Source organism: Arthrobacter sp. K410C (genome assembly GCF_059090105.1).
The window spans coordinates 197,007-223,269 of sequence record NZ_JBNHFJ010000003.1; the positions used below are offsets into that span (position 1 = coordinate 197,007).

At 67.7% G+C, this 26,263-nt stretch carries 27 protein-coding genes and 2 pseudogenes; 19 read left to right on the top strand and 10 right to left on the bottom strand.

The annotated features are described in order from the left end of the window. Positions 1-111: 111 nt before the first annotated feature. Both AC5RU7_RS07685 and AC5RU7_RS07690 read left to right on the top strand, forming a co-directional pair. Positions 112-2,283, top strand: coding sequence for a transglycosylase domain-containing protein (locus tag AC5RU7_RS07685; RefSeq protein ID WP_494051768.1), 2,172 nt, complete (start codon positions 112-114; stop codon positions 2,281-2,283). A gap of 44 nt (positions 2,284-2,327) precedes the next feature. Further along, the gene (locus AC5RU7_RS07690) at positions 2,328-2,867 is read left to right on the top strand and encodes a GNAT family N-acetyltransferase (RefSeq protein ID WP_494051769.1); all 540 of its coding nucleotides are present in this window, start codon (positions 2,328-2,330) and stop codon (positions 2,865-2,867) included. On the opposite strand, the gene AC5RU7_RS07695 is transcribed toward AC5RU7_RS07690, so the two are convergent. Continuing rightward, on the bottom strand, positions 2,864-3,460 hold the full coding sequence (locus tag AC5RU7_RS07695; RefSeq protein WP_494051770.1) for a DnaJ family domain-containing protein: 597 nt from the start codon (positions 3,458-3,460) through the stop codon (positions 2,864-2,866). The two genes, AC5RU7_RS07690 and AC5RU7_RS07695, sit on opposite strands and share 4 nt — an antisense overlap. A 165-nt stretch (positions 3,461-3,625) precedes the next feature. Here AC5RU7_RS07695 and AC5RU7_RS07700 point away from each other — a divergent pair, with 165 nt between their 5' ends. Then, positions 3,626-4,159, top strand: coding sequence for a PaaI family thioesterase (locus AC5RU7_RS07700; protein ID WP_494051771.1), 534 nt, complete (start codon positions 3,626-3,628; stop codon positions 4,157-4,159). A 43-nt stretch (positions 4,160-4,202) separates the two neighbouring features. On the opposite strand, the gene AC5RU7_RS07705 is transcribed toward AC5RU7_RS07700, so the two are convergent. Beyond that, positions 4,203-4,700 (bottom strand): SRPBCC family protein, encoded by a 498-nt coding sequence (locus tag AC5RU7_RS07705; protein ID WP_494051772.1) that lies wholly within the window; start codon positions 4,698-4,700, stop codon positions 4,203-4,205. A 12-nt stretch (positions 4,701-4,712) separates the two neighbouring features. Next, the gene (locus AC5RU7_RS07710; protein WP_494051773.1) at positions 4,713-5,045 is read right to left on the bottom strand and encodes an ArsR/SmtB family transcription factor; all 333 of its coding nucleotides are present in this window, start codon (positions 5,043-5,045) and stop codon (positions 4,713-4,715) included. Positions 5,046-5,147: 102 nt separating this feature from the next. Between AC5RU7_RS07710 and AC5RU7_RS07715 the strand changes: the two genes are divergently transcribed. Further along, entirely contained in the window at positions 5,148-5,900 is a 753-nt protein-coding gene (locus AC5RU7_RS07715) for a type 1 glutamine amidotransferase family protein (protein WP_494051774.1), read from the top strand. Positions 5,901-5,913: 13 nt separating this feature from the next. On the opposite strand, the gene AC5RU7_RS07720 is transcribed toward AC5RU7_RS07715, so the two are convergent. The 3 genes from AC5RU7_RS07720 to AC5RU7_RS07730 form a co-directional block, all read right to left on the bottom strand. Beyond that, positions 5,914-6,648 carry a GAF and ANTAR domain-containing protein gene (locus AC5RU7_RS07720; RefSeq protein ID WP_494051775.1) on the bottom strand — a complete coding sequence of 245 codons (735 nt, stop codon included), beginning with the start codon at positions 6,646-6,648 and terminating at the stop codon, positions 5,914-5,916. A 91-nt stretch (positions 6,649-6,739) separates the two neighbouring features. After that, positions 6,740-7,651, bottom strand: a complete 912-nt coding sequence (locus AC5RU7_RS07725; protein WP_494051776.1) for a siderophore-interacting protein — start codon at positions 7,649-7,651, stop codon at positions 6,740-6,742. Positions 7,652-7,659: 8 nt separating this feature from the next. After that, positions 7,660-8,670 (bottom strand): ABC transporter substrate-binding protein, encoded by a 1,011-nt coding sequence (locus tag AC5RU7_RS07730; RefSeq protein WP_494051777.1) that lies wholly within the window; start codon positions 8,668-8,670, stop codon positions 7,660-7,662. 125 nt (positions 8,671-8,795) lie between these two features. Here AC5RU7_RS07730 and AC5RU7_RS07735 point away from each other — a divergent pair, with 125 nt between their 5' ends. From AC5RU7_RS07735 to AC5RU7_RS07795, 13 genes are all read left to right on the top strand, one after another. After that, complete coding sequence (locus AC5RU7_RS07735; protein WP_494051778.1) at positions 8,796-9,872, top strand: FecCD family ABC transporter permease; 1,077 nt, start codon at positions 8,796-8,798, stop codon at positions 9,870-9,872. After that, positions 9,869-10,972: a FecCD family ABC transporter permease gene (locus AC5RU7_RS07740; protein WP_494051779.1), complete on the top strand. Its 1,104-nt coding sequence runs from the start codon at positions 9,869-9,871 to the stop codon at positions 10,970-10,972. Before AC5RU7_RS07735 ends, AC5RU7_RS07740 begins: the two co-directional genes overlap by 4 nt. A 2-nt stretch (positions 10,973-10,974) precedes the next feature. Next, positions 10,975-11,790 (top strand): ABC transporter ATP-binding protein, encoded by an 816-nt coding sequence (locus tag AC5RU7_RS07745; RefSeq protein WP_494051780.1) that lies wholly within the window; start codon positions 10,975-10,977, stop codon positions 11,788-11,790. 216 nt (positions 11,791-12,006) lie between these two features. Next, positions 12,007-12,186, top strand: coding sequence for a hypothetical protein (locus AC5RU7_RS07750; protein ID WP_494009518.1), 180 nt, complete (start codon positions 12,007-12,009; stop codon positions 12,184-12,186). Between the two features lie 186 nt (positions 12,187-12,372). Further along, positions 12,373-12,570 (top strand): hypothetical protein, encoded by a 198-nt coding sequence (locus AC5RU7_RS07755; protein ID WP_494009519.1) that lies wholly within the window; start codon positions 12,373-12,375, stop codon positions 12,568-12,570. Positions 12,571-12,698: 128 nt separating this feature from the next. Further along, positions 12,699-13,643 (top strand): tetratricopeptide repeat protein, encoded by a 945-nt coding sequence (locus AC5RU7_RS07760; RefSeq protein WP_494009520.1) that lies wholly within the window; start codon positions 12,699-12,701, stop codon positions 13,641-13,643. 81 nt (positions 13,644-13,724) lie between these two features. Next, complete coding sequence (locus AC5RU7_RS07765; RefSeq protein ID WP_494051781.1) at positions 13,725-14,570, top strand: CPBP family intramembrane glutamic endopeptidase; 846 nt, start codon at positions 13,725-13,727, stop codon at positions 14,568-14,570. Between the two features lie 132 nt (positions 14,571-14,702). Further along, on the top strand, positions 14,703-15,731 hold the full coding sequence (locus tag AC5RU7_RS07770; protein WP_494051782.1) for a LacI family DNA-binding transcriptional regulator: 1,029 nt from the start codon (positions 14,703-14,705) through the stop codon (positions 15,729-15,731). Between the two features lie 38 nt (positions 15,732-15,769). Next, on the top strand, positions 15,770-16,459 hold the full coding sequence (locus AC5RU7_RS07775; protein ID WP_494009522.1) for a TetR/AcrR family transcriptional regulator: 690 nt from the start codon (positions 15,770-15,772) through the stop codon (positions 16,457-16,459). 121 nt (positions 16,460-16,580) lie between these two features. Next, positions 16,581-17,060, top strand: a complete 480-nt coding sequence (locus AC5RU7_RS07780; RefSeq protein ID WP_494051783.1) for a carboxymuconolactone decarboxylase family protein — start codon at positions 16,581-16,583, stop codon at positions 17,058-17,060. A gap of 149 nt (positions 17,061-17,209) precedes the next feature. Beyond that, a complete protein-coding gene (locus tag AC5RU7_RS07785; RefSeq protein WP_494051784.1) occupies positions 17,210-18,238 on the top strand; it encodes a nitronate monooxygenase in 1,029 nt (342 codons plus the stop codon). 126 nt (positions 18,239-18,364) lie between these two features. Beyond that, positions 18,365-20,455, top strand: a complete 2,091-nt coding sequence (locus AC5RU7_RS07790; RefSeq protein WP_494051785.1) for a penicillin acylase family protein — start codon at positions 18,365-18,367, stop codon at positions 20,453-20,455. After that, positions 20,452-21,048: a GNAT family N-acetyltransferase gene (locus AC5RU7_RS07795; protein WP_494051786.1), complete on the top strand. Its 597-nt coding sequence runs from the start codon at positions 20,452-20,454 to the stop codon at positions 21,046-21,048. The genes AC5RU7_RS07790 and AC5RU7_RS07795 overlap by 4 nt, the downstream gene beginning before the upstream one ends. Positions 21,049-21,057: 9 nt before the next feature. Here the strand turns inward: AC5RU7_RS07795 and AC5RU7_RS07800 are convergent, their stop codons facing one another. From AC5RU7_RS07800 to AC5RU7_RS07810, 3 genes and pseudogenes are all read right to left on the bottom strand, one after another. After that, positions 21,058-21,237 carry a hypothetical protein gene (locus AC5RU7_RS07800; protein WP_035753009.1) on the bottom strand — a complete coding sequence of 60 codons (180 nt, stop codon included), beginning with the start codon at positions 21,235-21,237 and terminating at the stop codon, positions 21,058-21,060. A gap of 52 nt (positions 21,238-21,289) precedes the next feature. Then, entirely contained in the window at positions 21,290-22,054 is a 765-nt protein-coding gene (locus AC5RU7_RS07805; RefSeq protein WP_494051787.1) for a hypothetical protein, read from the bottom strand. Positions 22,055-22,234: 180 nt separating this feature from the next. Beyond that, positions 22,235-22,920, bottom strand: a pseudogene (locus AC5RU7_RS07810) (NAD(P)-dependent alcohol dehydrogenase); the annotation flags it as partial. Positions 22,921-22,922: 2 nt separating this feature from the next. Between AC5RU7_RS07810 and AC5RU7_RS07815 the strand changes: the two are divergent. Continuing rightward, positions 22,923-23,329 (top strand): annotated as a pseudogene (locus AC5RU7_RS07815) (MmyB family transcriptional regulator); the annotation flags it as partial. A gap of 12 nt (positions 23,330-23,341) precedes the next feature. Here AC5RU7_RS07815 and AC5RU7_RS07820 read toward each other — a convergent pair. Then, positions 23,342-24,505 (bottom strand): PQQ-dependent sugar dehydrogenase, encoded by a 1,164-nt coding sequence (locus AC5RU7_RS07820; protein WP_494051788.1) that lies wholly within the window; start codon positions 24,503-24,505, stop codon positions 23,342-23,344. 324 nt (positions 24,506-24,829) lie between these two features. Between AC5RU7_RS07820 and AC5RU7_RS07825 the strand changes: the two genes are divergently transcribed. Beyond that, on the top strand, positions 24,830-26,209 hold the full coding sequence (locus AC5RU7_RS07825) for an LLM class flavin-dependent oxidoreductase (protein ID WP_494051789.1): 1,380 nt from the start codon (positions 24,830-24,832) through the stop codon (positions 26,207-26,209). Positions 26,210-26,263 lie beyond the last annotated feature (54 nt).

The following is a 26,263-nucleotide window of genomic DNA, read 5'->3' on the forward strand; positions in this document are numbered from 1 at the left end:
CTATCGGCCCGTCAAGGGCGAAGTGTGACCAAATCCTGACCTGCCGGGCTATGGAAGACCCTCTTACCCGGGCGTAGTCTTTTCACACCTCCAAGCTCCGAGGGCTGAAAAATGGTGAAAAAAAGGAAGCGCAGGCGCGGTAAAGGCAGCGCCGTGGGACGACTCCTGGGGTTCCTGGCCGCGTCTGCCATGTGCGGTGTCCTGGTGGCGAGCCTGGTGGTCCCGGCAGTAGCTGCCGCAGGATTCGGCGTCAGCAACTCCATCGGGTTCTTTGAAAGCCTGCCCGAGGAACTGACCGTGCAGCCGCCGTCGCAATCCACCAAGGTGCTGACGTCCGACGGCCAGCCGATTGCCACGTTCTATGCGGAGAACCGGGTCCGGATCCCGCTGGACCAGATGTCGCCGTACATCAAGGACGCCGTCATCGCCATCGAGGACAGCAGGTTCTACGACCATGCCGGCGTGGACCCGCAGGGCATCCTCCGGGCTGTGGTGGCCAACCTGACCAAGGGCGACCAGCAGGGTGCTTCAACCATCACCCAGCAGTACGTCACCAATGTCATCAACGAGTCGCGGGTGTCCCAGGACCGGCCCGACGAGGTGGTCCTCAGCGGCCAGAAGGACATGGGCGACAAGCTGCGCGAGATGAAGCTGGCCATAGCCCTGGAGAAGAAGTTCAGCAAGGAGCAGATCCTTGAGGGCTACCTGAACATTGTGTTCTTCAACAGTGACGCCTACGGTGTCGAGGCCGCCGCGCGCTATTTCTTCAGCACCACCGCCAAGGACCTTAACCTCCCCCAGGCGGCCCTGCTGGCCGGGCTGGTGAACAGTCCCACGTTCTACAACCCGGCGCTCAACCCGGACAATTCCATGGCCCGCCGCAACCAGGTTTTGGGCGAGATGCGCAACCTCGGCATGATCACCCAGGCTGAGCACGACCAGGCGGTTGCCACCCCGATTGAACTCAAGATCAGTCCGGAGCGCCAGGGCTGCGCGAACGCCACCATGGCCCCGTACTTCTGCGACTACATTTCGCACCTGATCCTGAACAATCCTGCGTTCGGGCAGAACGAGGCCGAACGCCAGCGCAAACTGTACCGCGGGGGCCTGACCATCATCACCACTCTGGACAGCCGGTTGCAGGCCGCTGCCCAGGCGCAGGTGGACGGCACGGCCGGGGCCAACCCCGACCGGTGGGGCGCCGCGCTGGTCACGGTCCAGCCGGGAACCGGCAAGATCCTGGCAATGGCCCAGAACACGGTGTTCCTGGCAGAGCCGGGAAAGTTCGACACCCACCTGAACTTCAATGTGGACGCCAAGGACCCCCAGGGCAACAACCTGAACGGTGCGGGCGGGTTCCAGACGGGTTCCACCATGAAGCCGTTCACGTTTGCCCAGTGGCTGAACGAGGGTAAGCCGCTGACCGCGGAGGTGGACGCCTCACGCCGCGTCTACCCGCTGGGCTTCCCGTGGCGGTCGAGCTGCGGCAAGGTGCTGGGCGCCTACAGTACGGCGCAGAACAACCCTGAGCTGGGCGCCGCGGATGACCTGCAGAACGCCGAAGAGGGCTTCTACCGGAAGATGGCCATCAACTACGGCCTGTACAACTCCATCAACACGGCCACCTTCGCATCAGCCACGCAGCTGGATTTCTGCGGCATCCAGAAGATGGTGGACAGCGTGGGCCTGCACAACGGGCTGGACGGGTCACCGATCAACATGCACCAGCTGGGCAACCTGCTCGGTGCCACCAACGTGGCTCCGCTGCATATGGCGAACGCTTTCGCGACCTTCGCCAATGACGGCCGCTACTGCACCCCGATCGCGCTGGTGGAGATCACGGATGCCGCCGGCGGCAAGCTGCCGGCGCAGAATGTCGAGTGCCGGGATGCCGTAAAGCCCGACGTGGCGCGGGGCGTCAATTCGGTGCTGCAGGACGTGCTGGTAAGGGGATCGGGTTTCTGGATCAATCCCAAGGTCCATGACAAGTGGCCCACGGCCGCCAAGACCGGAACGTCCAACAACAATGGGGCCACCTGGATCGTCGGCTACACCACCGGACTATCCACCGCATCCTTCTTCGGAGACCCCCTGGAAAGCCAGAAGCGCCCCGGCCAGAACGTCACCATCAACGGGACGTTCTACCCCCGGCTCGACGGCTACATGATTGCAGGACCGCAGTGGGCCAATTACATGCTGAAGGCGGCGCCGCTGTACCCGGCAGCGCCCTTCCCTGGCCCTCCCCCATCGATGATCGGCCCCAATCCGACACCCAAGCCCTGATTCCACGCCAAGCCTCAGTCATCCCGAGGGCCCGGCCTGCCACAATGAACGGCCTGAAGAGCCTCGAAACTGAGCGGCTGGTCCTCCGCCAGTGGGAGCCGGCGGATGCCACTTTTGTGCTGGATCTCTACTCCCGCTGGGAGGTGCAGCAGTTCATCGGCAATCCGCCCCAGGTCATGACGGACCTGGCGCAGGCGGAGGAACGGATCCGCGTGTGGCGGGCGATGGACCACCCCGTCCATGGAGTCTGGGCCGTTCAAATCAAAGATACCGGGGAGTTGGCCGGCACGCTGCTCCTGAAGTCCATCCCGGCGTCGGGCGGCTCCCTTCCCCTGCAGCCTTCCGGGGACACTGAGATCGGCTGGCACTTCCACCCCGATTTCTGGGGCAACGGCTACGCGAGCGAGGCCGCGGCCGCGGTCCTCGCCTACGCCTTCGAAAGCGGCCTTCACAAGGTAGTGGCAGTGACGGCACCGGCCAACACTGCCTCACAGAGGGTGTGCACCCGGATTGGGCTGGTCCACAAGGGGCAGACCGGGCGCTACTACAACGCCCTCTGCGAGCTGTTCGAGCGGACTGCCTAACCCGCGCCCTTCCACAGCTTCTGCCACCACGAACGCGGCGCTAGCGGCGGCGGCGGTGGCTCGACGGTCCGGGAGGCCCGCCGGTGCCGCCAGCGGACCACTTCCTCCTCGACCTCCCGGAGCTTGGTGACGACCGGCGGCCCGCCCTGCAGCTGCCGCCGCGCATCGATGACCCGGCGGTTGAAGTCCTGCAGGATGTCGCGGACCTGCTGTTCCGTGTACTGGGCGTCAAGCTTGGCGTCCAGCTCGGCGTCCTCAGTGCGCAGGAGAATGGCCGGCGGGCCAAGGCCGCTGATGTTCTCGCGCTGGAGCAGGCCCTTGACCCACCAGTCGGGATCATACGATTCACCCAGCCCCGGGATGGGCTTGCCGGCGTACTTGAGGTTGTCGAACTTGCCCTGGGCCATGGCATCCCGGATCAGGTAGTCCGCCCTGGCGGCATCGCCCACCTTGCGGCGCTTCTCCCGTTCCTTGGCTTCAAGGGCAGCAAGGGCGGCTTCCTCTTCGGCGCTGATGCCGGCTCCCCGGTAGGACCGCACCTCGGCGGCACGCTCCAGCCGCCGCTTCCGGAATTCTCCTGACCCGCTGCTCACCCTGTCCACCGCCCTTCAATGCCCTCTTCAAGTATTTCGGACGCCCCTCGGACGGTTCAACGCCTGCGCTGGACGGGATGGCAGGAGAGGGCCGAACGCCCTGCCGGCTAACCCCGGCAGCGCCTAAGCTGGCACACAAAGGCGGCCACGGCGGAGGAGAAGCCCATGGACACCAGCGGGCAGGCGGAACGCTCGGAGACCTTCAGCTGGACGGACCCGAAAGTGGGTCTGGAGCACTTGCCGACCATGTCCGGGCTGGACTTCCTGTCCGGCATGCGGGACGGCAGCATTCCGCGACCGCCCATGGCTTCGCTGATGAACCTGCGCCTGGTGGCGGTTGAACACGGGCGGGTGGAGTTCGAGTGCCGGCCGGCCGAGGCACACTACAACCCGCTGGGTGTGGTGCACGGCGGCCTGGCGTGCACCCTGCTGGACACCGTGGTGGGGTGCGCGGCGCACAGCACGCTGGCTGCCGGCTTCGGCTACACGTCCATTGACCTCTCGGTCAGCTATCTCCGCCCCATTACGCTGCAGCATGCCGTCCTGCGCGCCGAAGGATCGGTGGTGAAGTCGGGGTCCCGGGTCATCTTTGCCGAGGGCCGCGTCTTCGCTCCGGACGGCGGCCCGCTGGCCACCGCCACCAGTTCGCTGCTGGTTTTCGCCGCCGCCGCGCCACAACAGGCGGCGCCCAACGCATAGCGTACGACGGCGGGAGGTCCCGCCGTCGTACGCTTTCCTTTCGTCAGGCGTTGGCGTGCTCCGCGAGGATCGCATCGATCTGGCCGACTGCTTCCCTCATGCCCTCCATCATGCCCATGGCCACCATCTGTTCCAGCTGTTCTTCGGACTCGAACGTGGACAGGATGGTCATCCGGGTCCGCTCCCCCAGCGGTTCGATCGTGACCAGGGCGTGCGAGGTGCCATGCTCGCCAGTGGGGTTGCCATCGCTGTCCGCGAAGCCGTCGTTGAATTCCAGCTGCCGCGGCGCTTCAATGGCGGTGAACTCCCACCAGCCGTGGAACTTCTCCCCCTCGGGGCTTGTCATGTAGTAGTTGGCCTTGCCGCCCGGCACGAACTCGTGCTTGTGGAACGTGGCCGGGTACGTGGGCGGACCCCACCAGCGCTCAAGCTGGCGCGGGTCCTCCCAGAGCTGCCAGACCCGATCCACGCCGGCATCAAACTCGGCAACGAGCGTCATGCTCAGGGCCTCGGGATTCTTGACCATACTGATGACTGTCATGGCAATGCCTTCCTAACCTTCAGTGAGAATGTGGGCCATCCGGGCGGCACGCTGCCGCCAGATTTGTTCGTATTCGTCGAGCAGCCGCCGGGCTTTCTGCAGGCCTTCATGATCACCCCGCACAATCTGCTCCCTTCCGCGCCTTTCCTTGGTGACCAGGGAAGCGCGCTCCAACACCGCCACATGCTTCTGGACTGCGGCGAAACTCATGGCGTAGAGGGCCGCGAGACCCGAGACCGAGTACTCGCCCACTGTCACGCGCCGAACAATGTCCCGGCGGGTGGAATCGGCGAACGCCTGGAAGAGGCGGTCCAGTTCGGAATCACGGAGCTTATCTACAACCATTTGGTTGTACGATATTCCCGTCCCGGGCGCGGGTCAAGGGGTTTTTCCCCCTCTTCTGCGCCGTCCGCACAACGCCCGGGCCCGGCGGGTAGGTTGAAGCGCATGAGCATTTTCCTCGCCGGTGCCGGGCCGGACCCGTTGGCCTTTCCCGAAGTGTTTGACCGCTTTGCCGCGGAAGTGTCACAGAAACCGGGCGCTGCCCGCTCCGCGAGGATTGCCGTGGTGGTCCATGACCAGGCCGGCAACCCCGCTGGCCTGCTGGCCGAGTATGTTGAGCCGCTGCGTGCACGGCTGCCGTTCGAGCTGGTTCCGGTGCTCCTTGGCGAGGTGCGGTCCGCGGACCCGGCGCTGTTCGACGGCGTGGATGCGGTGGTGGTGGGCGGCGGACTGACCCCGGCCTACCTGGCGGGTCTTCATCCCGCGATGCCGGCACTTACCCGCATTGTTGCCGGCGGCGCTTCCTACCTTGGCTTTTCCGCGGGCGCCATGGTGGCACCGGCGCAGGCACTGATCGGCGGCTACCGGGTGCATGGCATCGAGGTGTGCGGTGAAGAGTGCTCGGAAGGACTGGACGCGCTGGACATCCGCGAGGGTCTTGGCCTTGCCCCCTTTGCCGTGGACGTCCATGCGGCGCAGGCCGGAACACTTGGCCGGGCTGTCGGTGCCGTGGCGGCAGGCCTGGTGGCGAGGGCTGTTGCCATTGACGAAAGCACGGCCCTCATCCTGCCCGCGGCGGGCTCGGAGGACTTCGAGGTGATCGGCAGCGGCAACTGCTGGGATGTGCGGGGACGGGGGTCAGGCGACGCAAACGCGGCCGGCGGATCCGCCGTCGTCTCTGTCCTGCGGGCGGGCTGACAGCGGGCTGCCGCTACCCGTCGAAGTGGGTCTGGATGTTGTTGCCGGACAGTTGTTCGATCAGTTCGGCGGCAACGTCACGCAGCTTGCGGTTCCGGTTGCTGGAGACCTTGGTAAGAATGTCCATGGCTTCGGCCTGGGAGCAGCGGTTCTGCGCCATGATGACACCGCAGGCCAGATTGATGGCGGTCCTGCTCTGCAAGGCTGCTTCGAGGTCCTCCGCCCGGTTCTGGGCAGTGTTGATCCGGACGGAGAGATTCAGTGTGTTGTGGGCGGCCGCGGCGAATCCCAAAGCCTTGTCATAGACGTCCGCGTTGAAGGCGCGCGGTTTTGCAGCGAAGAAATTGAGGGCCGCACGGGAGTCCCCGCTGATTTCCAGCGGCACCCCCAGACTGCTGTGCACGCCGTGCTCCTTGAACTTCTGATTCAACTCCGGCCACCGGGGGTCCTCGGAAACGTCATCGATTATCACCGGGGACATCTCGCGCAGTGCTTTGATGCAAGGACCATCGCCCAACGCCTGCTCTATACGGTCAAGCTCCACGGCCCGCGGACTGCTCCCGGCAGCCGTGGCAGGCCTGCGCCGCAGCTTGAGGGTGACCGCGCATTCAATCTGGTCGTTGGCCGCTTCCGATACCGCGGCTGCCGCCAAGCCGGAAAGTCCGGAGAGGAATTCCACCGCGTTCTCGGCGCCCACCAGGACTTCCTGCAGCTGCAGTACTGACTCGTTATCCGCGGAAGTCGACATGGGCCCATCTTACTGTCCGCCGGGAAAAGGCGCCGCCCCTTTGTGGGCTCAAGGGATCCCGCCTTACCTGCTTCGACGAACAGTTCCGGGTTCAGGGCTTGGGCACGGGAATCCCGTTGACGCCCGAGCCGGCCTTGCCAAGGCTCCAGTAGCCCCGGAACTCCGACGCCCTGGGGTCCACGCCCGAATCCGTGAGGCACCGGCGGAGGGATTTAACAGTTGCCGCTTCGGCGCCCACCCAGGCATAGGGGTATCCGGCGTTGGCGCCGGAGGCAACTGCCTGCTGCACAGCCTTTACGAGCCGGACACCGCGCGGCACGGCGCCGGAGCCGCGATGGAGCCAGATGACCCGCACCCCGCTTTGTGTGGCGAGCGGAAGGACGTCCGCGGCGTCGGGGACTTCCAGGAAGGCGTGTCCGCCGATCTGCGGCAAAAGTGCTTCGAGGATGGAACTGATGGCGGGAACCGCAGTTTCATCCCCCGCGAGCAGGACCCGTTCCGACCGGCCGGGGTGCCAGTTGATCCCGGCCTCGGGCAAGGGGGTGGCGGCTGTCACCGCCGTGATATCCGGGCCCACGAACCAGGCCGGGCAGCCCGCGGCTGCCTCCGCCGCCCAAGCGGATCCCGGCCCCGCTTGGTTCCCCGGTCCCCGGTGCAGGACAAAGTCGACGTCGACTTCCGGGCATGAGGGGGTCCGGCGCAGCGCCCGGACCGTGTAGCTGCGGATGAAGCCGCGGCCGGGCTGGTCCTGCCGGAGCCAGTCCTGGTACCAGCCCGTTTGGAGGACGCCGTTCGCACCGCCTGGGAGCTGCAGGGGATGGCCGGGGGTGGGCAGCAGCAGCTTGATGCGGAGGTCAAGGGTGGGCCCCGGCACACCGAAGTCCAGCAGGGAAGGACCGGTTAACGTGACGCGGCGGAAGTTCGGGGACAGGTCCCGCACTTCCGCCACCACTGCTTCGAACACCCGCACAGGGTGCCCGGAAACCGGTGCTGAAGCAGCCATCAGGGGCATTACGGCAGCTGGGGATCCACGCCGTAGTGGTTGGCCAGCTCGGTGATCACGGCGTGGGCGCCCTGGATGCTGACCGACGCCAGGAACGTGGCGTCGTCAACGTTCTTGACCTCGCCCTGCAGCCGCTGCCACAGCGGGTTGGACTGGAAGGCCTCCTGCTGTGCGCGGGCCTTGTCGCCCTCGGCGCCGGCGGGGGTGAAGGCGCTGACCATCACCAGGCCGGCGTCGCCCTGCAGGATCTGCTCGGCGGAGAGCGGGACGAAGATCTCCTTGTCGCTGTCCGGCTGGTCCTTGGGCCGCGGGATGTTCATGTCCGCCATGATTTCGCCGATGAAGGAATTCGAGGAGTACAGGCGTGCGGTGTCACCGCCGGTGAAGCGGATCAGCGAGTAGGTGGCGTCCGGCTTCTTTGCCAGGATCTCGGCGCCGACCTTTGCCGCACGGTCCTCGTAGGCCTTGACCAGTTCCTCGGCTTTGGCCTTCTTGCCCAGTGCCTCACCGAGGAAAACAACGTTCTCCTTCCAGGTGGGACCGGTGCTCACGGAGAAGATGGTGGGCGCGATCTTGGACAGCTGCGAGTAGAGCGCCTCGTGGCGGACCTTCGCGGACACGATCAGGTCCGGCTGCAGTTCCAGGATCTTTTCCAAGTTGGGTTCGGCCAGGGTTCCAACGTTCACCGCATCCTTGGTGGCATCGGCAACGTCGCCGAGGTAAGGGGCGAAGGGGGCCTTGGGGTCCTGCCGGTACTGCACGTAGCCCACCAGGTCAGCCTCGAGCAGGAGCGCCGCGTCGATGTAGCTGGGGTCAAGCGCAACTACGCGCTTCGGGACCTCTTCGATGGTGGTCGAGCCCATGGTGTGTTCCATGGTCAGCGGGAATCCGGCGGCCTCGGCAGCGGCGGTGGTGGCGGTGCTGCTGGTGGTGGCGGCCAGGGAGCCGCAGGCCGCTGTGGCCAGGAGGACCACGCCGGCGGCGGCAGCAGTGAGCTGCCTGGAGATGCGAGTTTTCACGGGGATGCCTTCATAAACGGAACGGGTCTGCGACGCATTAGGTAAGGCTTACCTGCGTCTGCCGTAGACTGTAGCAGCATTTGGAGGAATAGCTCACAAACCCGTGACGTAATAGAAAGTCCGATGTGAAAACGCTGAACTTTGAGCCGGGCCCCATGGTGGAACGGGCGCCGGCAGGACCCGTTGCGCCCGTTCCCCCGCCGCGGAAGGCTCCCCGGAACCGGGCAGCCTGGTTCCTGGCTTCGGTGCTGGCCCTGTTCCTGGCCAGCGTGCTCAGCATCTGCATCGGAGGGCAGCCCTCCTCGTTGCAGGAAGCCTGGCACGCCCTGTTCACTCCCACTGGCGACGTCATGGACGTGACCATCCGCGAACTGCGCTGGCCCCGCACCGTGCTGGGAATCTGCGCCGGTATCTGCCTCGGCCTGGCGGGAACCCTGGTCCAGGGCCACACCCGGAATCCCGTGGCGGACCCCGGCCTGCTGGGGATCAACCAGGGAGCCGCGCTGGCCATCGTGGCTGCCACCGCCATTGCTGGTGACCTTCCCGCCCTGGCCCAGGCACTGCTGGCCTTCGCCGGTGCCCTCGCGGCCAGCGTCCTGGTGTTCATGATCGGCTCGGCGGCCCGCTACGGAACCACCCCTGTGACGCTGGTGCTCGCCGGTGCCGCCGTCACTGCATTGTGCTCCGGACTTGTGGCCGGAATCGTCCTGCTCAACGACCAGGCCCTGGACACCCTGCGGTTCTGGCAGGTGGGTTCCCTGGCCGGCAGGACCGGGGTCCTCGAGCTGGTGTGGCCGTTCATCGCTGCCGGAGTGCTGCTTGCCCTGCTCAACATCCGCGCCCTGAACGCGCTGGCGCTGGGAACGGACACCGCCGTCTCGCTCGGCATCCCGGTGCTGCGGGCACGCGCCGTGGGCATTGGCGCGGTCACCCTCCTTGCCGGTACTGCCGTGACCCTGGCAGGCCCCATCGCCTTCGCCGGACTCCTGGTTCCACACCTCACCCGTACCATCACCGGCCCGGACTACCGCTGGTTGGTACCGGTTTCGCTCTTTACCGGCGCCACCGTGGTGCTGCTCGCTGATACGGCGGGACGCCTGATCGCCAGGCCCGGCGAACTCTCGGTCGCCGTGGTCCTTGCCGTGGTGGGCGCACCCTTCTTCATCTACCTGGCCAGGCGTAAGAGGCTGCAGACGCTATGACCGTCCTCCAGAAGGCGCAGCTCCGGAAAACTTCCCCGAGCCCCACAGGCATCAGGGCGCTGCGGGCAGGCCCCGTTTCCGTCCGCTTCAACGTCCGCGTGCTGGTGGTGGCGGTCCTGCTGGTCCTGGCAACGGTGGCCGCCATGGCGCTGCACGTTGCCTTCGGCGGCACACCCATGGCCTACCCGGACGTCCTCCGGGCCCTTCTGGGCGACGACTCCAACACCCGGATCCACCTGGCAGTAACGGAGTTCCGCGCACCGCGGATGGTGGCCGCCGTCGTAGTGGGAGCCTGCCTGGCTGCCGCCGGCGCCATCACGCAGACCGTAGCGCGCAACCCGCTGGCAAGCCCGGACCTGCTGGGAGTAACGGCCGGCGCCTCGCTGGGGGCAGTGGCCGTGCTGGTCATCGCGGGCGGGGGCCACGCGGGCCTGAGCGGGCTGGCCGCGACGGTGGGCATGCCCGCTGCCGCGTTCGCCGCAGGCATTACCAGCGGAGTCGCCGTCTACCTGCTCTCCTACCGGCGCGGGCTGGACAGCTACCGGCTGGTGCTGGCCGGCCTGGGCATCTCCGGCCTGGCAGCCAGCCTCACCACGTGGATCCTCACCCTGGGCGACGTGACAAGCGCCGCCCAGGCGCTCACGTGGATGATGGGCTCGCTCAATGGAAAGGACTGGGAAACCGTCCAGCCCATGGCGCTCAGTGCTGCGGTGCTGCTCCTGGCTGCGATGCTAAGCGGCCGGTGGCTGCTGCTCACCAGCCTGGGTGAGGACACCGCCGTCGGGCTTGGTGCCCGGATCGGCGCGGTCCGCCTGGTTGTCCTGGCCCTCGCCGTCCTGCTCGCGTCGGTGGCGACCGTGACGGCGGGACCCGTGGCGTTTGTTGCCCTGGCAAGTCCCCGGATTGCCCGGGCACTGGCATCCACCGTGATTCCCTCCGTGGGGGTGTCCGCCCTGGTGGGCGCCATCTTCGTGCTGCTGGCGGACACCCTGTCCGCCAATGCCCTCGCCGCCCCGCTGCCGGTGGGCGTGGCCACCGCCGTGGTGGGGGCACCGTTCCTGATCCACCTGATCCTCAAATACCAGCGGAGGCTGAGTTGAACATGTCCACCCGGCAACAGGGCCTCCGTGCCCGGGACGTCAGTCTCGGCTACGACGGCGCAGACATCATCAGCGGCCTCACCCTCGATGTCCCCGACGCCCGGGTCACCTCCATCATCGGCCCCAACGGCTGCGGCAAGTCCACCTTGCTGAGGGGCCTCGGCAGGCTGCTGAACCCCCGGTCCGGCAACGTACTGCTGGACGGCATCCCGCTCCGGGAACACTCCACCCGGCACATCGCCACCCGCATCAGCGTGCTGCCACAGGCCCCCACTGCGCCGTCCGGACTGACGGTGGCGGACCTCGTCTCCCGGGGCAGGCACCCGCGACAGAAGTGGTACCAGCAGTTTTCCGCTGCCGACGAAGGGGTAGTAGAGGCTGCCCTGGAGGCCACCGACATCCTGGGACTGGCAGATTCACCGCTCGAGGACCTTTCGGGCGGACAGCGGCAACGGGCCTGGATTTCCATGACGCTGGCGCAGGAAACGGGGATCCTGCTGCTGGACGAGCCCACCACGTACCTGGATCTGGCCCACCAGGTGGATGTGCTGGAACTAGTCCGCCGGCTGAACCGCGAGCACCACCGGACCATCGTGATGGTGCTCCACGACATCTCGCTGGCCGCCCGCTACTCGGACCACATCATCGCCATGAAGGACGGCGCCATCGTGGCGCAGGGCAGCCCGTCCGCGGTCATCACCCCCGAGTGCCTGCTGGAGGTGTTCGGCCTGGACGCCCACGTGGTGGCCGAACCCACCGAAGGCCGTCCGCACGTTATCCCGCTGGGAACGGTGGGGGCGGCGCCCGTCCATGCGTGATGAGATTCACTTGCAATAAACGGCGATTTGGTTGAGAGCACCCTTTCGGTTTCGGCACCATGGAAGGGCAGGGCAGGAGGTGTTTCCGGCCCTTACCCATCCTGGTGACGCAATGAGGCGCGCCGGCATGCCCAGCGGGCGGCCGAACGCCCCACGGCGCGAGCAGGCCGACTTTCCGGCTTTACCGGCCGGACCAATGCAAGGAAGTACTGAACAATGACGTTTGAAACTGCCGAATCCGTGACCCTCAAAATCTGGGACCGCTCCGCCGTCCACGCCACGTTGGACACGCTTGTGGAGGACCTCTCCGCCCGCCACAACACTGACAAGGGCAGCATCGCAGTGACCTGCAGCGGCCCCAACACCTTCACCCTCAGCCTGAATCCGGCCCTTTAGCGCAGCCGGGCGGGCTTTCCCGCCCTCCGGTGTGCTTGCTCACAAACCCCCGTTCGGGTTGCCATTCATCCGGGGGCCATGCACCATGAAACATGGGAATGCGCTTTCCCTACTGTTTGTCCTCACTGACGAGGACACGGCCGGACATGATCGGGCCGCCAGACCGCAAGAAATGGAAGTTGAATAATGACGTTCGATGCCACTGACTCCGTGACCCTGAAGATCTGGGACAAAGCCTCCCTCCACCACACCCTGGACTCCGCGATCAGCGACCTTTCGGCACGGCACAACACCACCACATGCCGGGTTGCCGTGACCTGCAGCGGCCCCAACACCTTCACGCTGAGCGTGCGCGGCGAGGACAACGCCCTGGTGGGCGCCTAAGCGGCAACCCGTTTCGAAGGCGAAGCGTACGACGCCGGCCCCCCCCCGCCGTCGTACGCTTCGCCTTAATCCGGACAGGGGGCCGTAAGGCCATGGTGCGCACCCGGCGGCCCCTGCATACTGGACGGGTGACGGTTCGCAAATGGCAGGGCCATGGGGAGCAGCGTGCGCCCCGGGATGTGTGGTCCGACTGGACAGCCGCGGACGACGCCGGCGAAACGGACAAGGCAAGGGCGCTGGCGGGCGAAATGCTGCGCCTCGCGCCGGACTCCTTCTACGCCTGGTTCCATGCCGGGCTGCTGTCGAAGGCGCTGGGCAAGTGGGCTGAAAGCCTGGAACGCAACGCCCGGGCCGTTGAGCTCTTCACGCCCGTGGAGGCGGCGGACTTCGACGGCGTCAACCCCGCCGCCTGGAACCTGGGAATCGCCTCCACGGCCTTGGGCGACTGGGCAACCGCCCGCCGGGCCTGGGCTGCCTACGGCATTAAGGGCATGGGAACCGGCTACGATCCCATCGACTCCAATTTCGGCCTGGCGCCCATCCGGCTGAATCCGGACCAGCCAAGCCTTCCCCACCAGGTGCTGCCCTCCGCCGGCGCCACTGAAGTGGTCTGGTGCTGGCGCAGGAGCCCCGCCCACGCCGTCATCGCGAGTGTCCCGCTGCCAGAATCCGGGCACCGGTTCAGGGACGTCGTCCTGCACGACGGCGAACCGAAGGGGTTCCGCAGGCTGGGCGGGCAGGACGTGGCGGTATTCGACCAGCTCCTGCGGCTGGAGGACTCCGGCCTGCCCACGTGGCAGGCCCAGGTGGCCGGGGCAACACCGGACGACCTCCAGGAACTCTCCGATCTCCTGGAGCAGCACGGCATGGGCGCCGATGACTGGTCCGGGATGCGCCTCCTGTGCTCGGAATGCTCCCATGGAACTCCCGACGACGGGCACCACCACGTGCCGGCATCGTCCGACGCGACGCGGCTGGGGCTGGCCGGCGCCGAATCCCGGCTCAGCCCGGTGCTCGACGCCTGGAGGGACGCCCGGCCCGCCGTGGACCTGGAACTGACGCTGCTGTGGTGAACCGCCGCACCTCGCCCGGTGTCCGGTCGGCAAGTAGACTTTGAGCATCCACCGGAAGCGCCACTGAAGCATAGGGACGTGATGAGGCAGCAATCACAGGCGCAAGCCGATCTCCAGGGCGCGGAAACAGGAAAGCCTACCCGCACTACAGTGGCCGTGGTCCCCGCGGCCCTCGTATCGGCGTCGGGCTTCCTGCTGTTTGCGCGGGAGGACAGGCTCTCCGGCTTCCTACTCCTGGCTGCGGCACTTGTCCTGGCGGGGTTCGTCAGCAGGCGTTTGTTGATTGACCTGGCGCTGATCGAGGTGGGGCTGACAGCCATGAGCCTGGTGCCCATCACCACGGATATCAGCACCGAACATATGGCGGTGATGGGAACCGCAATGATCCTGGCGGTAGGCATCCCCTACGCCGTATCCCGGTTCATCACCAAGGACCATGCCATCCGGTTCCCCGTCAGGACCGGACAGCCGTGGACGCGCGCAGAGAAGTGGTACCTGCCGGCCGTCCTGGTGATCGGCTATGCGCTGATGCCGGTCTACATGATCCGCACCGGCGTCTACAACAACTGGCCGGCCGTCAATGACGTGGACGGCATTGCCCGGCTCTTCCTGGGGACCAACGCGCTGGGCATCTGGGATGAGCTGTTCTTCATTTGCACCGCGTTCACCCTGTTCCGCCGGCACCTCCCCGACTGGCAGGCCAACCTGCTGCAGGCCGTACTCTTCACGTCGTTCCTGTGGGAGCTCGGTTTCCACGCCTGGGCGCCTTTCTTCATCTTCCCGTTTGCGCTGCTGCAGGCGCGGCTCTTCACGGTGACCAAGTCCCTCTCCTACATTGTCAGCGTCCACCTGCTGTTCGACTTCGTGCTGTTCCTGGTGCTGATCCACGCCCACAACCGGGAATGGATCGACATCTTCCTCTACTGAACCCGCCCCTGGCTGGCTCCGGCAGTCCGGCTCCGGCCAGAGCTCCGGCCAGTGTTCAGCGGGGAGGGTTTAGGCTGGGAGCCGGATCCCTCCCGCCTGCGCGGGAACGGCATGTGAAGGGACGCCACGAAGATGGTGCAGGAAACAGTTGGCGCGGGACGATCGAAGGCGCCCACTATTTACGACGTCGCGGCGCTGGCCGGCGTCTCCCACCAGACCGTCTCGCGCTACTTGAGGGACAGGAACGCGCTGAAGCCGAGCACGCTGGAGCGCGTTGAAAAGGCCCTGGCGGAGTTGAACTACACCCCCAATCTCGCTGCCCGTTCGCTCCGGTCCCGCGAACTGTACCGCGTGGTTGTGGTAGTGCCCGAAGCGTCCCTGTACTTCCCGAGCCGAATGCTCAACGGTGCAGCCGCGGCCGCGCATTCCGCGGGCTACCGGGTGGACGTGGTGGCCATGGAGGGGACTGCAGACGCCCGCGGACGGCAGCTGGACGCGCTACTGGCCGCCGAGGATATTGCGGGGATCCTGTCCTTCGTCCCCTGGCCGGGACCGGCCGGAAACCGGCAGCCGCCCAAGGTTCCGCTGGTGGTAGCCGGGGAATACGACAACAGGATGCGGGCGCTGGGCAGCCTCGCGGACGGGACACCTGCGGCGAGGATCGTGGAGCACCTGGCCTCGCTGGGCCACCGGGACTTTTTCCACGTGGCGGGACCCGCCGGGTGGCCGTCGGCCCGCAACCGCAGGGCTGCGTACGAGGAAACCGTCCAGGCCCTCGGGCTCACCTCGCACGGAATCGAAGCGACTGACTGGTCCGCAGCCTCCGGCTACAAGGCGGGGCTCAAGGTTGCGGCCATCCGGGACGTCACGGCGGTGGTGGCGGCCAACGACCAGGTGGCCATCGGGGTTATCCGCGCACTGCATGACCAGGACATCCCGGTACCGGACCAGGTCAGCGTTTTCGGCTGGGATGACACACCGGAATCAAAGTTCCACATCCCGTCCCTGTCCACGGTCCACATGGACCTTGAGGCGCTCGGAACCCGCAGCATGACGGAACTGATCGCACGCCTCCGCGGCGGGCAGCCGGCGTCGGAAGCCCCGCCGCTCCCGTCCATGGAACTTGTCATCCGGGAATCGACCGGACCGGTCCGCAGCTGACCTTGGGGACAAAGGCACGACGACGGCGGGAGGGCCCCATGGGTACCATGCAAGGAACAGCCGGCGAACCCCGGCAAGGACGCCGCGGGGTATCCGCCGCGGCACGCCGGGCCGCTGACCCTGCGCGGCCGGCCGCCGGCTCCCGCGAATCGGAAATCCGCCTCCGCGTCCTGGCGGCCACCAGCGGCCTGATCGACCGGCTCAGCTACGACGACGTCACTATCGACGCGGTAGCGAGGGCCTCCGGCGTCAGCAGATCCACCCTGTACCGCCACTGGCCGTCCCGGCAGGTTCTGGTGCTGGAGGCATTTACCTTCAAGACCAACCTGCTGACCCACGTGGAGGAAACCGGGGATGTCCGGCAGGACCTGTACGCCTACCTGGTGGCGCTGACCAAGTGCCTGGATGAGGGAGAAACGGCGTCCACCGTGGCCAACCTGCTTGCCGAAGCCATCAGGAGCACGCAGTTCGCAAGCCTGTACCGCCAGACACTGCTCCGGGACCGCCGGGACGGTTTCCTGGCCGTCCTGGAGCGCGGGCGGACCCGCGGGCAGGTCCGCCCGGATGTGGACCTGGGCACGGTGGTGGACGCCGTGTACGGCGCGGTCTACCACCGCCTGGTGGGCACCGGGGACCCGATCAATCCTGCCTTCCTTCGCCAGCTGACAGGCCTAGCCGTGCGCAGCTGCGCCACCGCCGCCTACCTGCAGCAGCCCGGCTCCGGGTGATGCGGAATGGGACGTTCAGTGCCACTTCGTTCCATTCCGTGGCCCCTGGTATCCGGACCGAACCATAGTTGAACAAGCGCCGGAACTGGCGCTTCACCGACTTGGCAGAAGGACCGGAACCATGACCATCACCACCACCCCGGCACGGACAAACGTCGGCAGCAGGCATCCGCGGCTGTACAGCACCCTGGCCACGCTGGCACAGGAATCGGACCAGGCTGCGCTCGCAGAAGGCGTCTCCCCGCTGCTCCTGGAACTGGTCAAGATCCGGGTGTCCCAGATCAACGGCTGCGCCTACTGCCTGCGGATCCACACTGCGGACGCCCTGGCCAAGGGCGAGGACCCGGAGCGGCTGGGTGTCCTGCCAGCCTGGCGGGAAACGCGGTACTTCGACGACCAGGAACAGGCTGCACTTGCCCTGGCCGAGTACATCACGCGGATCGAAGAGTCCCACTCCAAGGTGGGCCAGTATGAAAGCGCCGTAGCGGTCCTGACGCCGGGGCAGGTGTCAGCCATCACCTGGGTGGCCATGGTCATCAACACCTTCAACCGCGTGGCCATCAGCGGCTCCTACAAGGTGGCACCCCGCGGCCAGCACTGACAGGACTAGGGCGTTTCCCCCAGTGCCAGAAGGCTTCCGGGTGTTTTGGGGTGCTGCCGTTACCGCCATCCTGGGTATCGTGGGACTCCTCAAGCAGCTTGGCATACAGGCGGCGTCCACCGGAGTCGCCAAGGCACCACAAGGAATCCATGAGTAACCAGCCCATGTCCCGATTCGATCCCGCTTCCCTGCCGGTTCCCGTCATCCAGGCGCCCATGGCCGGCGGACCGTCCACGCCGCGGCTGGCGGCCGCGGTGAGCGAAGCCGGCGGACTGGGTTTCCTGGCCGCGGGCTACAAGACGGCGGATGCCATGCGGGCGGATATTGCGACCACCCGCAGCCTCACGGGCAGGCCATTCGGCGTCAACCTGTTCGTTCCCCAGCCCCCGTTCAGCAACCCCGATGCGCTGCGCGCATATGCCGAGGCCCTGGCGCCCGACGCGGAGCGCTTCGGCATCCGGCTGGGGGATCCCCGGCACGACGATGACGACTGGGACAACAAGGTGGACGTCCTGCTGGAGCTGGCGCCCGCCGTCGTCTCCTTCACCTTCGACCTGCCGGACAGCGCTGTCATCGAGGCGTTTCAGCAGAGGGGGATCGCCGTCCTCGCCACCGTCACTTCCCGCGCCGAAGCCCTGCAGGCGCTCGACGCCCGCGTGGACGCGCTCGCCGTGCAGGGGCCGGAAGCCGGAGGCCACCGCGGCACCTTCGATCCCGCCGCCGATGAAACACAGCCCCTGCACACCCTGCTGGGCGGGCTCGCGGACCTTCCGCTGCCGCTGTTCGCCGCCGGAGGGATTGCCACCGCAGCGGATGTCCGCGCGGCCCTGGCCCTGGGTGCGGCAGCAGTCCAGGCGGGCACGGCGTTCCTGTGCGCGGACGAGGCCGGGACCAAGGCCGCACACCGGACAGCGCTGGCTTCCGGGAGCTTCACCGCCACCGCCGTGACCCGGTCATTTTCCGGCAGGAATGCCCGCGGCCTCACCAACGAATTCATGCGCCTGCACGACGCTGAGGCACCCTATGGCTACCCGGAGATCCACCACCTGACCACTCCCCTGCGCGCAGCGGCCGCCGCGGCCGGGGATCCGGACTGGCTGAACCTCTGGGCGGGCACCGGGTTCCGGCACGCCGTGGAGGGACCCGCCGCCTCGATCCTGGCCGCGCTCACGCCTTAGGCTGCGGAGCCGTTTGTTGCGCCACGGGTTTTGGGGATGGCCCGCCCGTCCCCGTACCCTTACTTAGGTTTGGCTTACCTAAGAGAAGGAAAAGACCCGTGCCCACCACTGCCGCAATTCCGCACCATGGCCGCTGAGACATTCCGCGACCCGTGGGGAATCCCCCACCTGCGTGCCGGGTCGGCCACGGAGCTTGCCTTCCTGCAGGGTGCGAACGCCGCGACCGACCGCTCCTGGCAGATCGAGGTGGAGCGCTGGCGCTCGGAGGGCAGGACAGCGGAACACCTGGGGCCGGACGGCGTGGTATGGGACCGGTTTGCCCGGCAGGCGCGGATCGATGACACCGCCCGCCGCTGCTTCCACAACCTGGATCCGGCCACGCAGCAGTGGTGCGGGGCCTACGTGGATGGGGTGAACCACGCCCTGGATGCCGGCCGGCGGGATGCGCGGGAGTTCGGGTACACGGCCACGGCGCCTGCCCGCTGGGAGCCGTGGACTCCGCTCGGCGTTTTCCTGGTCCACCACATCCTGTTCAGCACCTTTCCCAACAAGCTGTGGCGGGACCACGTGGCCCGGACCCTTGGCCCGGAAGCCGTGGAGCTTTTCAGCATCGAGGCCCCGGTCTGGGCGGGCAGCAACGCCTGGGCCGCCGCGGGAGGCCTGACCGGCTCCGGCGCACCGCTCCTCGCCGGCGACCCGCACCGGCTCCTGGAACTGCCCGGCGTCTACCAGCAGGTGCGGCTTGCCTGCCCGGAGTTCGACGTTGTTGGGCTGGCTTTTCCCGGCGTGCCCGGCCTGCCGCACTTCGGCCACACGGGGACGGCGGCGTGGGCCGTCACCAATGCCATGGCCGACTACCAGGACCTTTACCGTGAACAGCTAAGGCGCGACGGCGCCACCCTCCAGGCACTCGGCCCGGACGGCTGGGAGCCGGTGGTTGCCGACCACCAGGAGAAGATCCTGGTCCGCGGCGCCGCCACGGAGACGGTGGACGTGATTGAGACAGCCCGCGGCCCCGTCATCTCGGGCGGGCCCGACGGCGGTGCGCTGAGCCTGCGGGCACCGTCGCGGGCCGCTTGGTGGCTGGGTTTCGAGGCCCTCCTGCCGCTGCTGCGGAGCCGCAGCGCCGCGGAGATTGAGGCTGCCCTGGAGGCCTGGGTGGAGCCGGTCAACTGCGTGCTGGCCGCCGATGCCGGCGGTGACGTCAGGCAGCTGGTGGCGGGCAAGGTTCCGGTGCGGAACCCGGCGAACCGGGTCCGTCCCGTCCCTGCCCAGTCGCCGCAGCACCGGTGGACGGGCCAATGGGTGGATCTGCCGGTGTCACGGGTGGAGACACTGGCGGTGAACGCCAATGACCGTGAGTCCGGCGGCGGCAGCCTGACCGGGCTGGAGTTCGCCCCCGCCCACCGGGCACGCCGGATCCGCCAGCTGCTGGAAGAAGCCGGGGACAACCTGGACGCGGAGGACATGCAGCGGATCCACATGGACTGCCGGCTGGGGGCCTGGCCTGCGCTGCGTGCCCTGCTGGCGGAACTGGGCGGGGAGAATGGGGTCCGCCTCTCCGCCCCTGCCGGGGACCTGCGGGACCGGCTGCTGGGATGGGACGGAGACATGCATGCCGCGAGCACGGACGCCGGAGCTTTCGCGGCCTGGCGTTCGGCACTTGTGGCCGCGCTGGCCGGCGCTCCCCTGCTGGCACCGCTCGCGGCCCCCGCCGGGCACTCGGCCCTGTTCGCACCCTGGCTGAACCCGGTGTCCCGGGTTGGCTTCGCATTGGAAACCATCATTGCCAAGGGCGCCGGGCACGGCCTGGACGTGGCAGCCGCGGCGGGCCGGGCGCTGGAGGCGGCGGCAGCATCGCCGTCGTCCGCTGCCTGGGGCGAAAGCCACACGGTCCTGCCGCTGCACTCGCTGTCGGATTTCCCGGGCGCGTGCGCCGCCGCGCCCGCCGTGCCGGCCACCGCCCTGTCCGGGGACACCAGCTGCGTGCTGTGCACGGAAAGCCTGCCGGGCGTGACGGATGCGTCCTTCCGCGGACCCGTGGCCCGCTACGTCTGGGACCTCTCCGATCGTGCGAAGAGCCGGTGGATCGTGCCGTTCGGCGCGTCCGGACAACCCGATGACCCGAACTTCCTCAGCCAGCTGCCGCTCTGGGCCGCCGGCGAACTCATCCCCGTCACCACCGACTGGGACCAGCTCACCAAGGAGACCCCATGACAAGCATCGAGTCCGGACTTCCGCACACAATCCGGGACGCCGTCTACGCGGAGGACCTCCCGGGCCTGGGCCGCCTCCGGCTGTTCCGCCTGGCACCTGAACAGGACGCTGACCTGGTGCACAGCTGGGTGCGGGAGGAGCGCGCCAAATTTTGGGGCATGAACGGCTGGAGCCGGGACGAGGTCCGGGACGTCTACGCGTTCCTGGACAGCCTGGACACGCACCACGGGTTCTTGATAACCGTTGCCGGCGAGCCCGCCGGCGTCTTCCAGACGTACGAGCCGCTGCACGATCCCGTGGGCGAGGTATATCCGGCCCGTGCCGGGGATGCCGGCATCCACCTGCTGCTGGCCCCGGCTGCGCGCCCGGTCCCGAACTTCACGGCCACCCTGCTGTCCGCGCTGGTGCGGTTCGTGCTCTCCGATCCGGCGAAGGACCGTGTGGTGGCCGAGCCTGATGCGCGGAACGCCAAAGCCATTCGCCGTTTCACCAGCTTCGGCTTCGAGACCGGGCCCAAGGTCCGGCTGCCCGAAAAGGAGGCGCAACTGGTGTTCCTGGACCGGGAAGCATTCGAGTCCCGGGCTGCGGAGTAGGGGCGGGCCCTACTCCTCGCCGGTGTCCTGGGCTTCCAGGTACTTTGCCATGGCTTCGCAGGCCTGGTTCCAGCGCGCGTTCAGCGCGTGCCTGTTCAACGGCGAGAACATGCCGTCGAGTACTTTTTCCACTGCGTCATATGCGGCGTCCCGGACTCTTTCCTGCGCCGCCGGGGTGTAGTAGTTCATGGCAGTAATTCGTTGTGGTTGCGGGAACGGATGGCGGAGACCTGCGGGTCTTCTAGCCCACCGGCCGGAGCGAGGTGATCATCCTGCGGATGTTCTGGTACTCGGTGGTGTCCATGTACCTGCGGGCCTGTTCCAGGTAAGGCAGGGACTCGGCGCCTGGGGTCCTGTTGTTCTCCGGGTTGTAGAACGCACCGAACATGGCGGCGGTGGGCGGCCAGGTGAAGAAGTGGAACATGGGGCAGGCCAGGTCACCGGTGGGGGCAGGAACGGAAACGATGCCATACGCCGCGGCCGGCGTGTCAGCGGGACCGGGGGTTGCGGCGTTGCCCCGGGTTTCGTAGATGAACCGTGGCACCTCGCCGTCCTGCGCAAGGGCCGGCAGCTCCTGCGACTCCAGGACCTCATAGGGGTACTTCTCCAGGCAGGTGGAGCCCGTGGCCATGTTGGTCCGCAGCGTGGCCATCGGCCTGCCGGCCTCGTTGGTCACCTCCGCGAAGGCACCGCCGCCCTCGGGAAGTTCCCCGGCGGGATCGCGCACGCTCCACGTGGCGGGGAGGTCGAACGCCAACTGGCCGTCCGCCGTCGTAAAGGTCTTCAGGGACCCCCTCGTGGCAGTGGTGGCGGGCGCGGGACTTGCTGCCGTTGCAGTTGCGGTGACGGGAGCCGTGGCGGCCGGTAACGACGCCGAGGGAGTTGGGGAGGCGGACGCTGCCGTTGTGGTGGGCGACGACGCCGGGGGTCCTGCCTGCGGGCCGCATCCGGCCACCGCCGCACCGACCAGGATCAACGCGGGAAGCAACCCGCCGGACCTTTTCATCACACCCTCCGGGGCTTGGAAAACTGGTCCTTCAATTGTGGAACTGGAGCTGGAATCCGGACCCCCGAGCGGGCTGATTGCCGCAGAACCGTTGCGGGGCATAACAAAAGGACGTAACGCCCCACGCACGACGGCGGGCCGGCACCTTCCGGGGCCGGCCCGCCGTTACGCGGTTCCCGGCTACAGCGTGGCGGTGTCGATCACGAAGCGGTAGCGGACGTCAGAGGCAAGGACACGTTCGTATGCATCATTGATCTTCTCTGCCGGGATGACCTCGATGTCGGCGCCGATGCCATGCTCGGCGCAGAAGTTGAGCCTCTCCTGGGTCTCGGGGATGCCGCCGATCAGCGCGAAGGCGTTGACGGGGAGCGGCTCCGCGGGGCCCCCACGTTGACCAGGGCGCCGTCGAGCGTCAGCAGCTGCAGGTAGGCGCTGATGTCGATGGACGCGCTGACCGTGTTGATGATCAGGTCAAAACTGCCGGCCAGCTGCTCGAAGGTGCCGGGATCGCTGGTGGCGAAGTAGCTGGTTGCACCCAGGCGCAGGCCGTCCTCCTGCTTCTTCAGGGACTGGGACAGGACGGTGACCTCGGCGCCCATGGCTGCGGCGAGCTTGACGGCCATGTGGCCCAGCCCGCCAAGGCCCACCACGGCCACCTTCTTGCCGGGGCCGGCACCCCAGCGGTGCAGCGGCAAGTAGGTGGTGATGCCGGCGCACAACAGCGGGGCTGTGACGTCCAGCTCCAGGCCGTCCGGAATGCCAACCACAAAGTGCTCGGTGACCACAACATGGGTGGAGTAGCCGCCCTGGGTGATGGTGCCGTCGCGGTCCTCCGCGCCGTACGTGCCCACCATGCCCCTCAGGCAGGAACCACTCCCGCTTCATCTTCCTGGACCGACGGTCCCGTGATTTTTACACGGACTGGGAGCGGGCAGCCAACACCAACGTTGCCATCCTCCGCCGCGAGGCGGGCCGGAACCCGCACGACAAGGGCATCGCCGAACTGGTTGGTGAGCTGTCCATGCGCAGCCAGGAATTCCGGACGCTGTGGGCTGCGCACAACGTCCGCCGCCATTACGCCGGAACCAAGTTCTTCCAGCATCCCGTGGTGGGACTCCTGGAACTGAATTACCAGGTGCTGGGCCTTGAGGAGGACCCCGGGCACTCCCTCACCGTGTACCCGGCAGCCCCTCCGACGAGGCGCTCAAGCTGCTCGCCTCCTGGGCCGCCACCGAGAAGATCGTGGAACTGGCGCAGGCCGGCGCGCGAAGCTGACGGGGTGCCGGCTCACCCGTCCGCCAGGTCGACGGCGAGGATCCGGTCATCCCCGGGTTGGGGGTCGCCACGGCCGTCGGTGTTGTTGGTCAGGAACCACAGCCGGCCGTCCGGCGCCACCGTTGCGTCCCGGATCCTGCCGTATTCGCGGCTGAAATGCTCCGTGGACGTGCCGGGATCCAAGACGGGGACCGACCGTAGGACCTGGCCGCGCAGGTTGGCCACGAACAAGGTGCCGCCGGCGTGGGCCATGCCGCTGGGGCTTGCGGCACCGGGCCGCCACTGCTGGACCGGATCCACGAAGCCTTCCCGGCCAGCGATTCCCTCAACCGTGGGCCACCCGTAGTTGGCGCCGGGCGTGATGATGTTCAATTCGTCCCAGGTGTTCTGGCCGAATTCCGTGGCGAACATGGTTCCATCGTCCGCCCAGGCCATGCCCTGCGGGTTCCGGTGGCCATAGCTGTAGACCAGCGAACCGGGGAAGGGATTGTCCGCCGGAACGTCGCCGTCGGGCGTCATCCTCAGGATCTTGCCGGCAAGGGAGCCGCGGTCCTGGGCGCTGTCACGCTGGCTCGCATCGCCCGCCGTCACGTACAGCATGCCGTCGGGGCCGAAGGCGATCCGGCCGCCGTCGTGGATGCTCGCCGACGGGATGCGGTCAAGGAGCGTGTCCGGCCGGCCCAGCGTGAGGGACCCCGGTTCGCCGCTGACCGGGAAGCGCTGGACCCGGTTGCCGTCCGCCGCCGTCGAATACACGTAAAGGTCGCCCTGGCTGCCCACGGCAAGGCCCAGCAGGCCGGACTCGCCGCGGGCCGCCACCCCCTCCACCGTTCCGATGGACCGCGAGGAGCCGTCCGGGCGGAGTTCAAGGATCTGCCCGCTGTTCCGCTCGCTGACCAGCGGCGTCCCGTTCCGGAAGACCACCGACCAGGGAGCGTTAAGGTCCGCCGCCACCTGCTGCGGGGCGCCGGCGATGGTGGCGGCCGCTGTGGGAGCTTCGGTGGCGGGACTGGAGGAAGCCGGAGCGGACGGCGGTGCGGCGGAGGTCTCGGGGGCAGGCGTGCTTACCGGTGCAGGGGACGTGGTTCCCGGCGGAGGCGCCGGGGCGGCGGTGCAGCCGGCCAGCAAAATTCCTGCGCCAAAGACGGCAGCCGCAGCAGGGACCCCGTGACGCATGCGCTTCTCCCATCGACCCATATCCCAACCCTTCCAGCCCACATTAACCCGCGTTGCGGATCATGGCGCCGCATTGCCTGCTTTGACCCCGGAATGGCGCAATAAGTAGCGCCATTTCCTCCCGTTTCACGGTGCTGGCCAAGGCCGCAACGGCCGTGTTTAGGTATTTCAACACCGGCGCGTCGGGCACAATCGTCCGACGCCGGCACTCCCCTTCATCCCTTTCCGCGCCTTCCCGCACCGTTCCTCCGGGCCGGCGTCCGGCGTCCGGCGTCGTACCTGCCTCCCACTGACCCCTCTTCCCACTTCCGAAGGAGTAGCCGCATGGCTTCCCAGAACCCGTCCCCGCAGCGCCGGCTGCACCTGAACGCCTTCCTCATGAGCACCGGACACCACGAGGCCTCGTGGCGGCTCCCGGAGAGCGACCCCCATGCCGGCAGCCGCGTGGAGCACTACCAGCAGCTGGCCCGCACCGCCGAACGGGGCAAGTTGGACTCCATCTTCTTCGCCGACTCCCCCGTCCTGTTCGGCGAAGTGGGTCGCCGGCCGGCCGGCAAGCTGGAACCCACCGTCCTGCTGACCGCCATCGCCGGCGCCACGGAGCGGATCGGACTCATCGCCACCGCCTCCACCACCTACAACGAGCCGTTCAACCTGGCCCGCCGGTTCGCCTCCGTGGACTGGGTCAGCCGTGGCCGCGCCGGCTGGAACGTGGTGACCACAGCCGGCCCGGACGCCGCCCGGAACTTCGGCGTGGAGGACCAGCCCGCCCACGCCGTCCGGTACGAGCGGGCCGCCGAGTTCATCGAGGTGGCCCGGAAACTTTGGGACAGCTGGCAGGATGACGCCATACTCGCGGACAAGGCTGATGGCGTTTGGGGCGACGCCGAAAAGATCCGCACCATTGACCATGAGGGCCGGCACTTCAGGGTCCGCGGCCCGCTCAACGTCCCCCGCTCCCCGCAGGGGCACCCGCTGATCGTCCAGGCCGGCTCGTCCGAAGACGGCAAGGACCTGGCCGCCCGGTACGCGGATGCGGTGTTCACCGCACACCAGACCCTCGCCGACGCGCAGGAGTTCTACCGGGACCTTAAGGCCCGCACCGCCGCCGTTGGCCGGGACCCGGAAAGCATTAAGGTCCTGCCCGGCATCGTGCCCGTGATCGGCGAGACGGAGAAGGAAGCTCTGGAGCTCGGGCGCGAACTGGACCGGCTGATCAGACCCGAGTATGCCCGGATCCAGCTGGCCAAGACCCTCCGCGTCAATCCCGAGGACCTGCCGCTGGACCGCCAGCTGCCCGCCGACCTGCCCAGTGAGGATGAGATCGAGGGCGCCAAGAGCCGCTACACCCTGATTGTGCAGCTGGCCCGCCGCGAGCAGCTCACCGTGCGGCAGCTGATCGGCCGGCTGGGCGGCGGCCGCGGGCACCGTACCTTCGCCGGCACCCCGGTGCAGGTGGCGGACGCCATCCAGGAATGGTTCGACGGCGGGGCGGCCGACGGCTTCAACATCATGCCGCCGGTGCTGCCCTCCGGGCTGGACGCCTTCGTGGACCGGGTGGTGCCCATCCTCCAGGAGCGCGGGCTGTTCCGCACCGACTACACCGGCCGTACGCTTCGCGAGCACTACGGCCTGGCACGGCCCGGGAACCAGTACGCCGACGCCGCGGCTGCGCAGCTGGCCTCAATCGGCGCGGCATTCTGAAACCCCACAGTAAGACGCCGCCCCAGTGCGCCGGGTGATGGTCGCGGAGATCCG

Excerpts from the sequence above, each read along its gene's own strand:
- AC5RU7_RS07710 (WP_494051773.1), bottom strand. The coding sequence starts at position 5,045 with ATGGTTGTAGATAAGCTCCGTGATTCCGAACTGGACCGCCTCTTCCAG.
- AC5RU7_RS07770 (WP_494051782.1), top strand. The coding sequence starts at position 14,703 with ATGGTGCAGGAAACAGTTGGCGCGGGACGATCGAAGGCGCCCACTATT.
- AC5RU7_RS07790 (WP_494051785.1), top strand. The coding sequence starts at position 18,365 with ATGGCCGCTGAGACATTCCGCGACCCGTGGGGAATCCCCCACCTGCGT.
- AC5RU7_RS07805 (WP_494051787.1), bottom strand. The coding sequence starts at position 22,054 with ATGAAAAGGTCCGGCGGGTTGCTTCCCGCGTTGATCCTGGTCGGTGCG.
- AC5RU7_RS07715 (WP_494051774.1), top strand. The coding sequence starts at position 5,148 with ATGAGCATTTTCCTCGCCGGTGCCGGGCCGGACCCGTTGGCCTTTCCC.
- AC5RU7_RS07795 (WP_494051786.1), top strand. The coding sequence starts at position 20,452 with ATGACAAGCATCGAGTCCGGACTTCCGCACACAATCCGGGACGCCGTC.
- AC5RU7_RS07690 (WP_494051769.1), top strand. The coding sequence starts at position 2,328 with ATGAACGGCCTGAAGAGCCTCGAAACTGAGCGGCTGGTCCTCCGCCAG.
- AC5RU7_RS07765 (WP_494051781.1), top strand. The coding sequence starts at position 13,725 with ATGAGGCAGCAATCACAGGCGCAAGCCGATCTCCAGGGCGCGGAAACA.
- AC5RU7_RS07755 (WP_494009519.1), top strand. The coding sequence starts at position 12,373 with ATGACGTTCGATGCCACTGACTCCGTGACCCTGAAGATCTGGGACAAA.
- AC5RU7_RS07685 (WP_494051768.1), top strand. The coding sequence starts at position 112 with ATGGTGAAAAAAAGGAAGCGCAGGCGCGGTAAAGGCAGCGCCGTGGGA.
- AC5RU7_RS07785 (WP_494051784.1), top strand. The coding sequence starts at position 17,210 with ATGAGTAACCAGCCCATGTCCCGATTCGATCCCGCTTCCCTGCCGGTT.
- AC5RU7_RS07800 (WP_035753009.1), bottom strand. The coding sequence starts at position 21,237 with ATGAACTACTACACCCCGGCGGCGCAGGAAAGAGTCCGGGACGCCGCA.
- AC5RU7_RS07720 (WP_494051775.1), bottom strand. The coding sequence starts at position 6,648 with ATGTCGACTTCCGCGGATAACGAGTCAGTACTGCAGCTGCAGGAAGTC.
- AC5RU7_RS07740 (WP_494051779.1), top strand. The coding sequence starts at position 9,869 with ATGACCGTCCTCCAGAAGGCGCAGCTCCGGAAAACTTCCCCGAGCCCC.
- AC5RU7_RS07775 (WP_494009522.1), top strand. The coding sequence starts at position 15,770 with ATGGGTACCATGCAAGGAACAGCCGGCGAACCCCGGCAAGGACGCCGC.
- AC5RU7_RS07700 (WP_494051771.1), top strand. The coding sequence starts at position 3,626 with ATGGACACCAGCGGGCAGGCGGAACGCTCGGAGACCTTCAGCTGGACG.
- AC5RU7_RS07750 (WP_494009518.1), top strand. The coding sequence starts at position 12,007 with ATGACGTTTGAAACTGCCGAATCCGTGACCCTCAAAATCTGGGACCGC.
- AC5RU7_RS07820 (WP_494051788.1), bottom strand. The coding sequence starts at position 24,505 with ATGCGTCACGGGGTCCCTGCTGCGGCTGCCGTCTTTGGCGCAGGAATT.
- AC5RU7_RS07825 (WP_494051789.1), top strand. The coding sequence starts at position 24,830 with ATGGCTTCCCAGAACCCGTCCCCGCAGCGCCGGCTGCACCTGAACGCC.
- AC5RU7_RS07725 (WP_494051776.1), bottom strand. The coding sequence starts at position 7,651 with ATGGCTGCTTCAGCACCGGTTTCCGGGCACCCTGTGCGGGTGTTCGAA.
- AC5RU7_RS07780 (WP_494051783.1), top strand. The coding sequence starts at position 16,581 with ATGACCATCACCACCACCCCGGCACGGACAAACGTCGGCAGCAGGCAT.
- AC5RU7_RS07745 (WP_494051780.1), top strand. The coding sequence starts at position 10,975 with ATGTCCACCCGGCAACAGGGCCTCCGTGCCCGGGACGTCAGTCTCGGC.
- AC5RU7_RS07705 (WP_494051772.1), bottom strand. The coding sequence starts at position 4,700 with ATGACAGTCATCAGTATGGTCAAGAATCCCGAGGCCCTGAGCATGACG.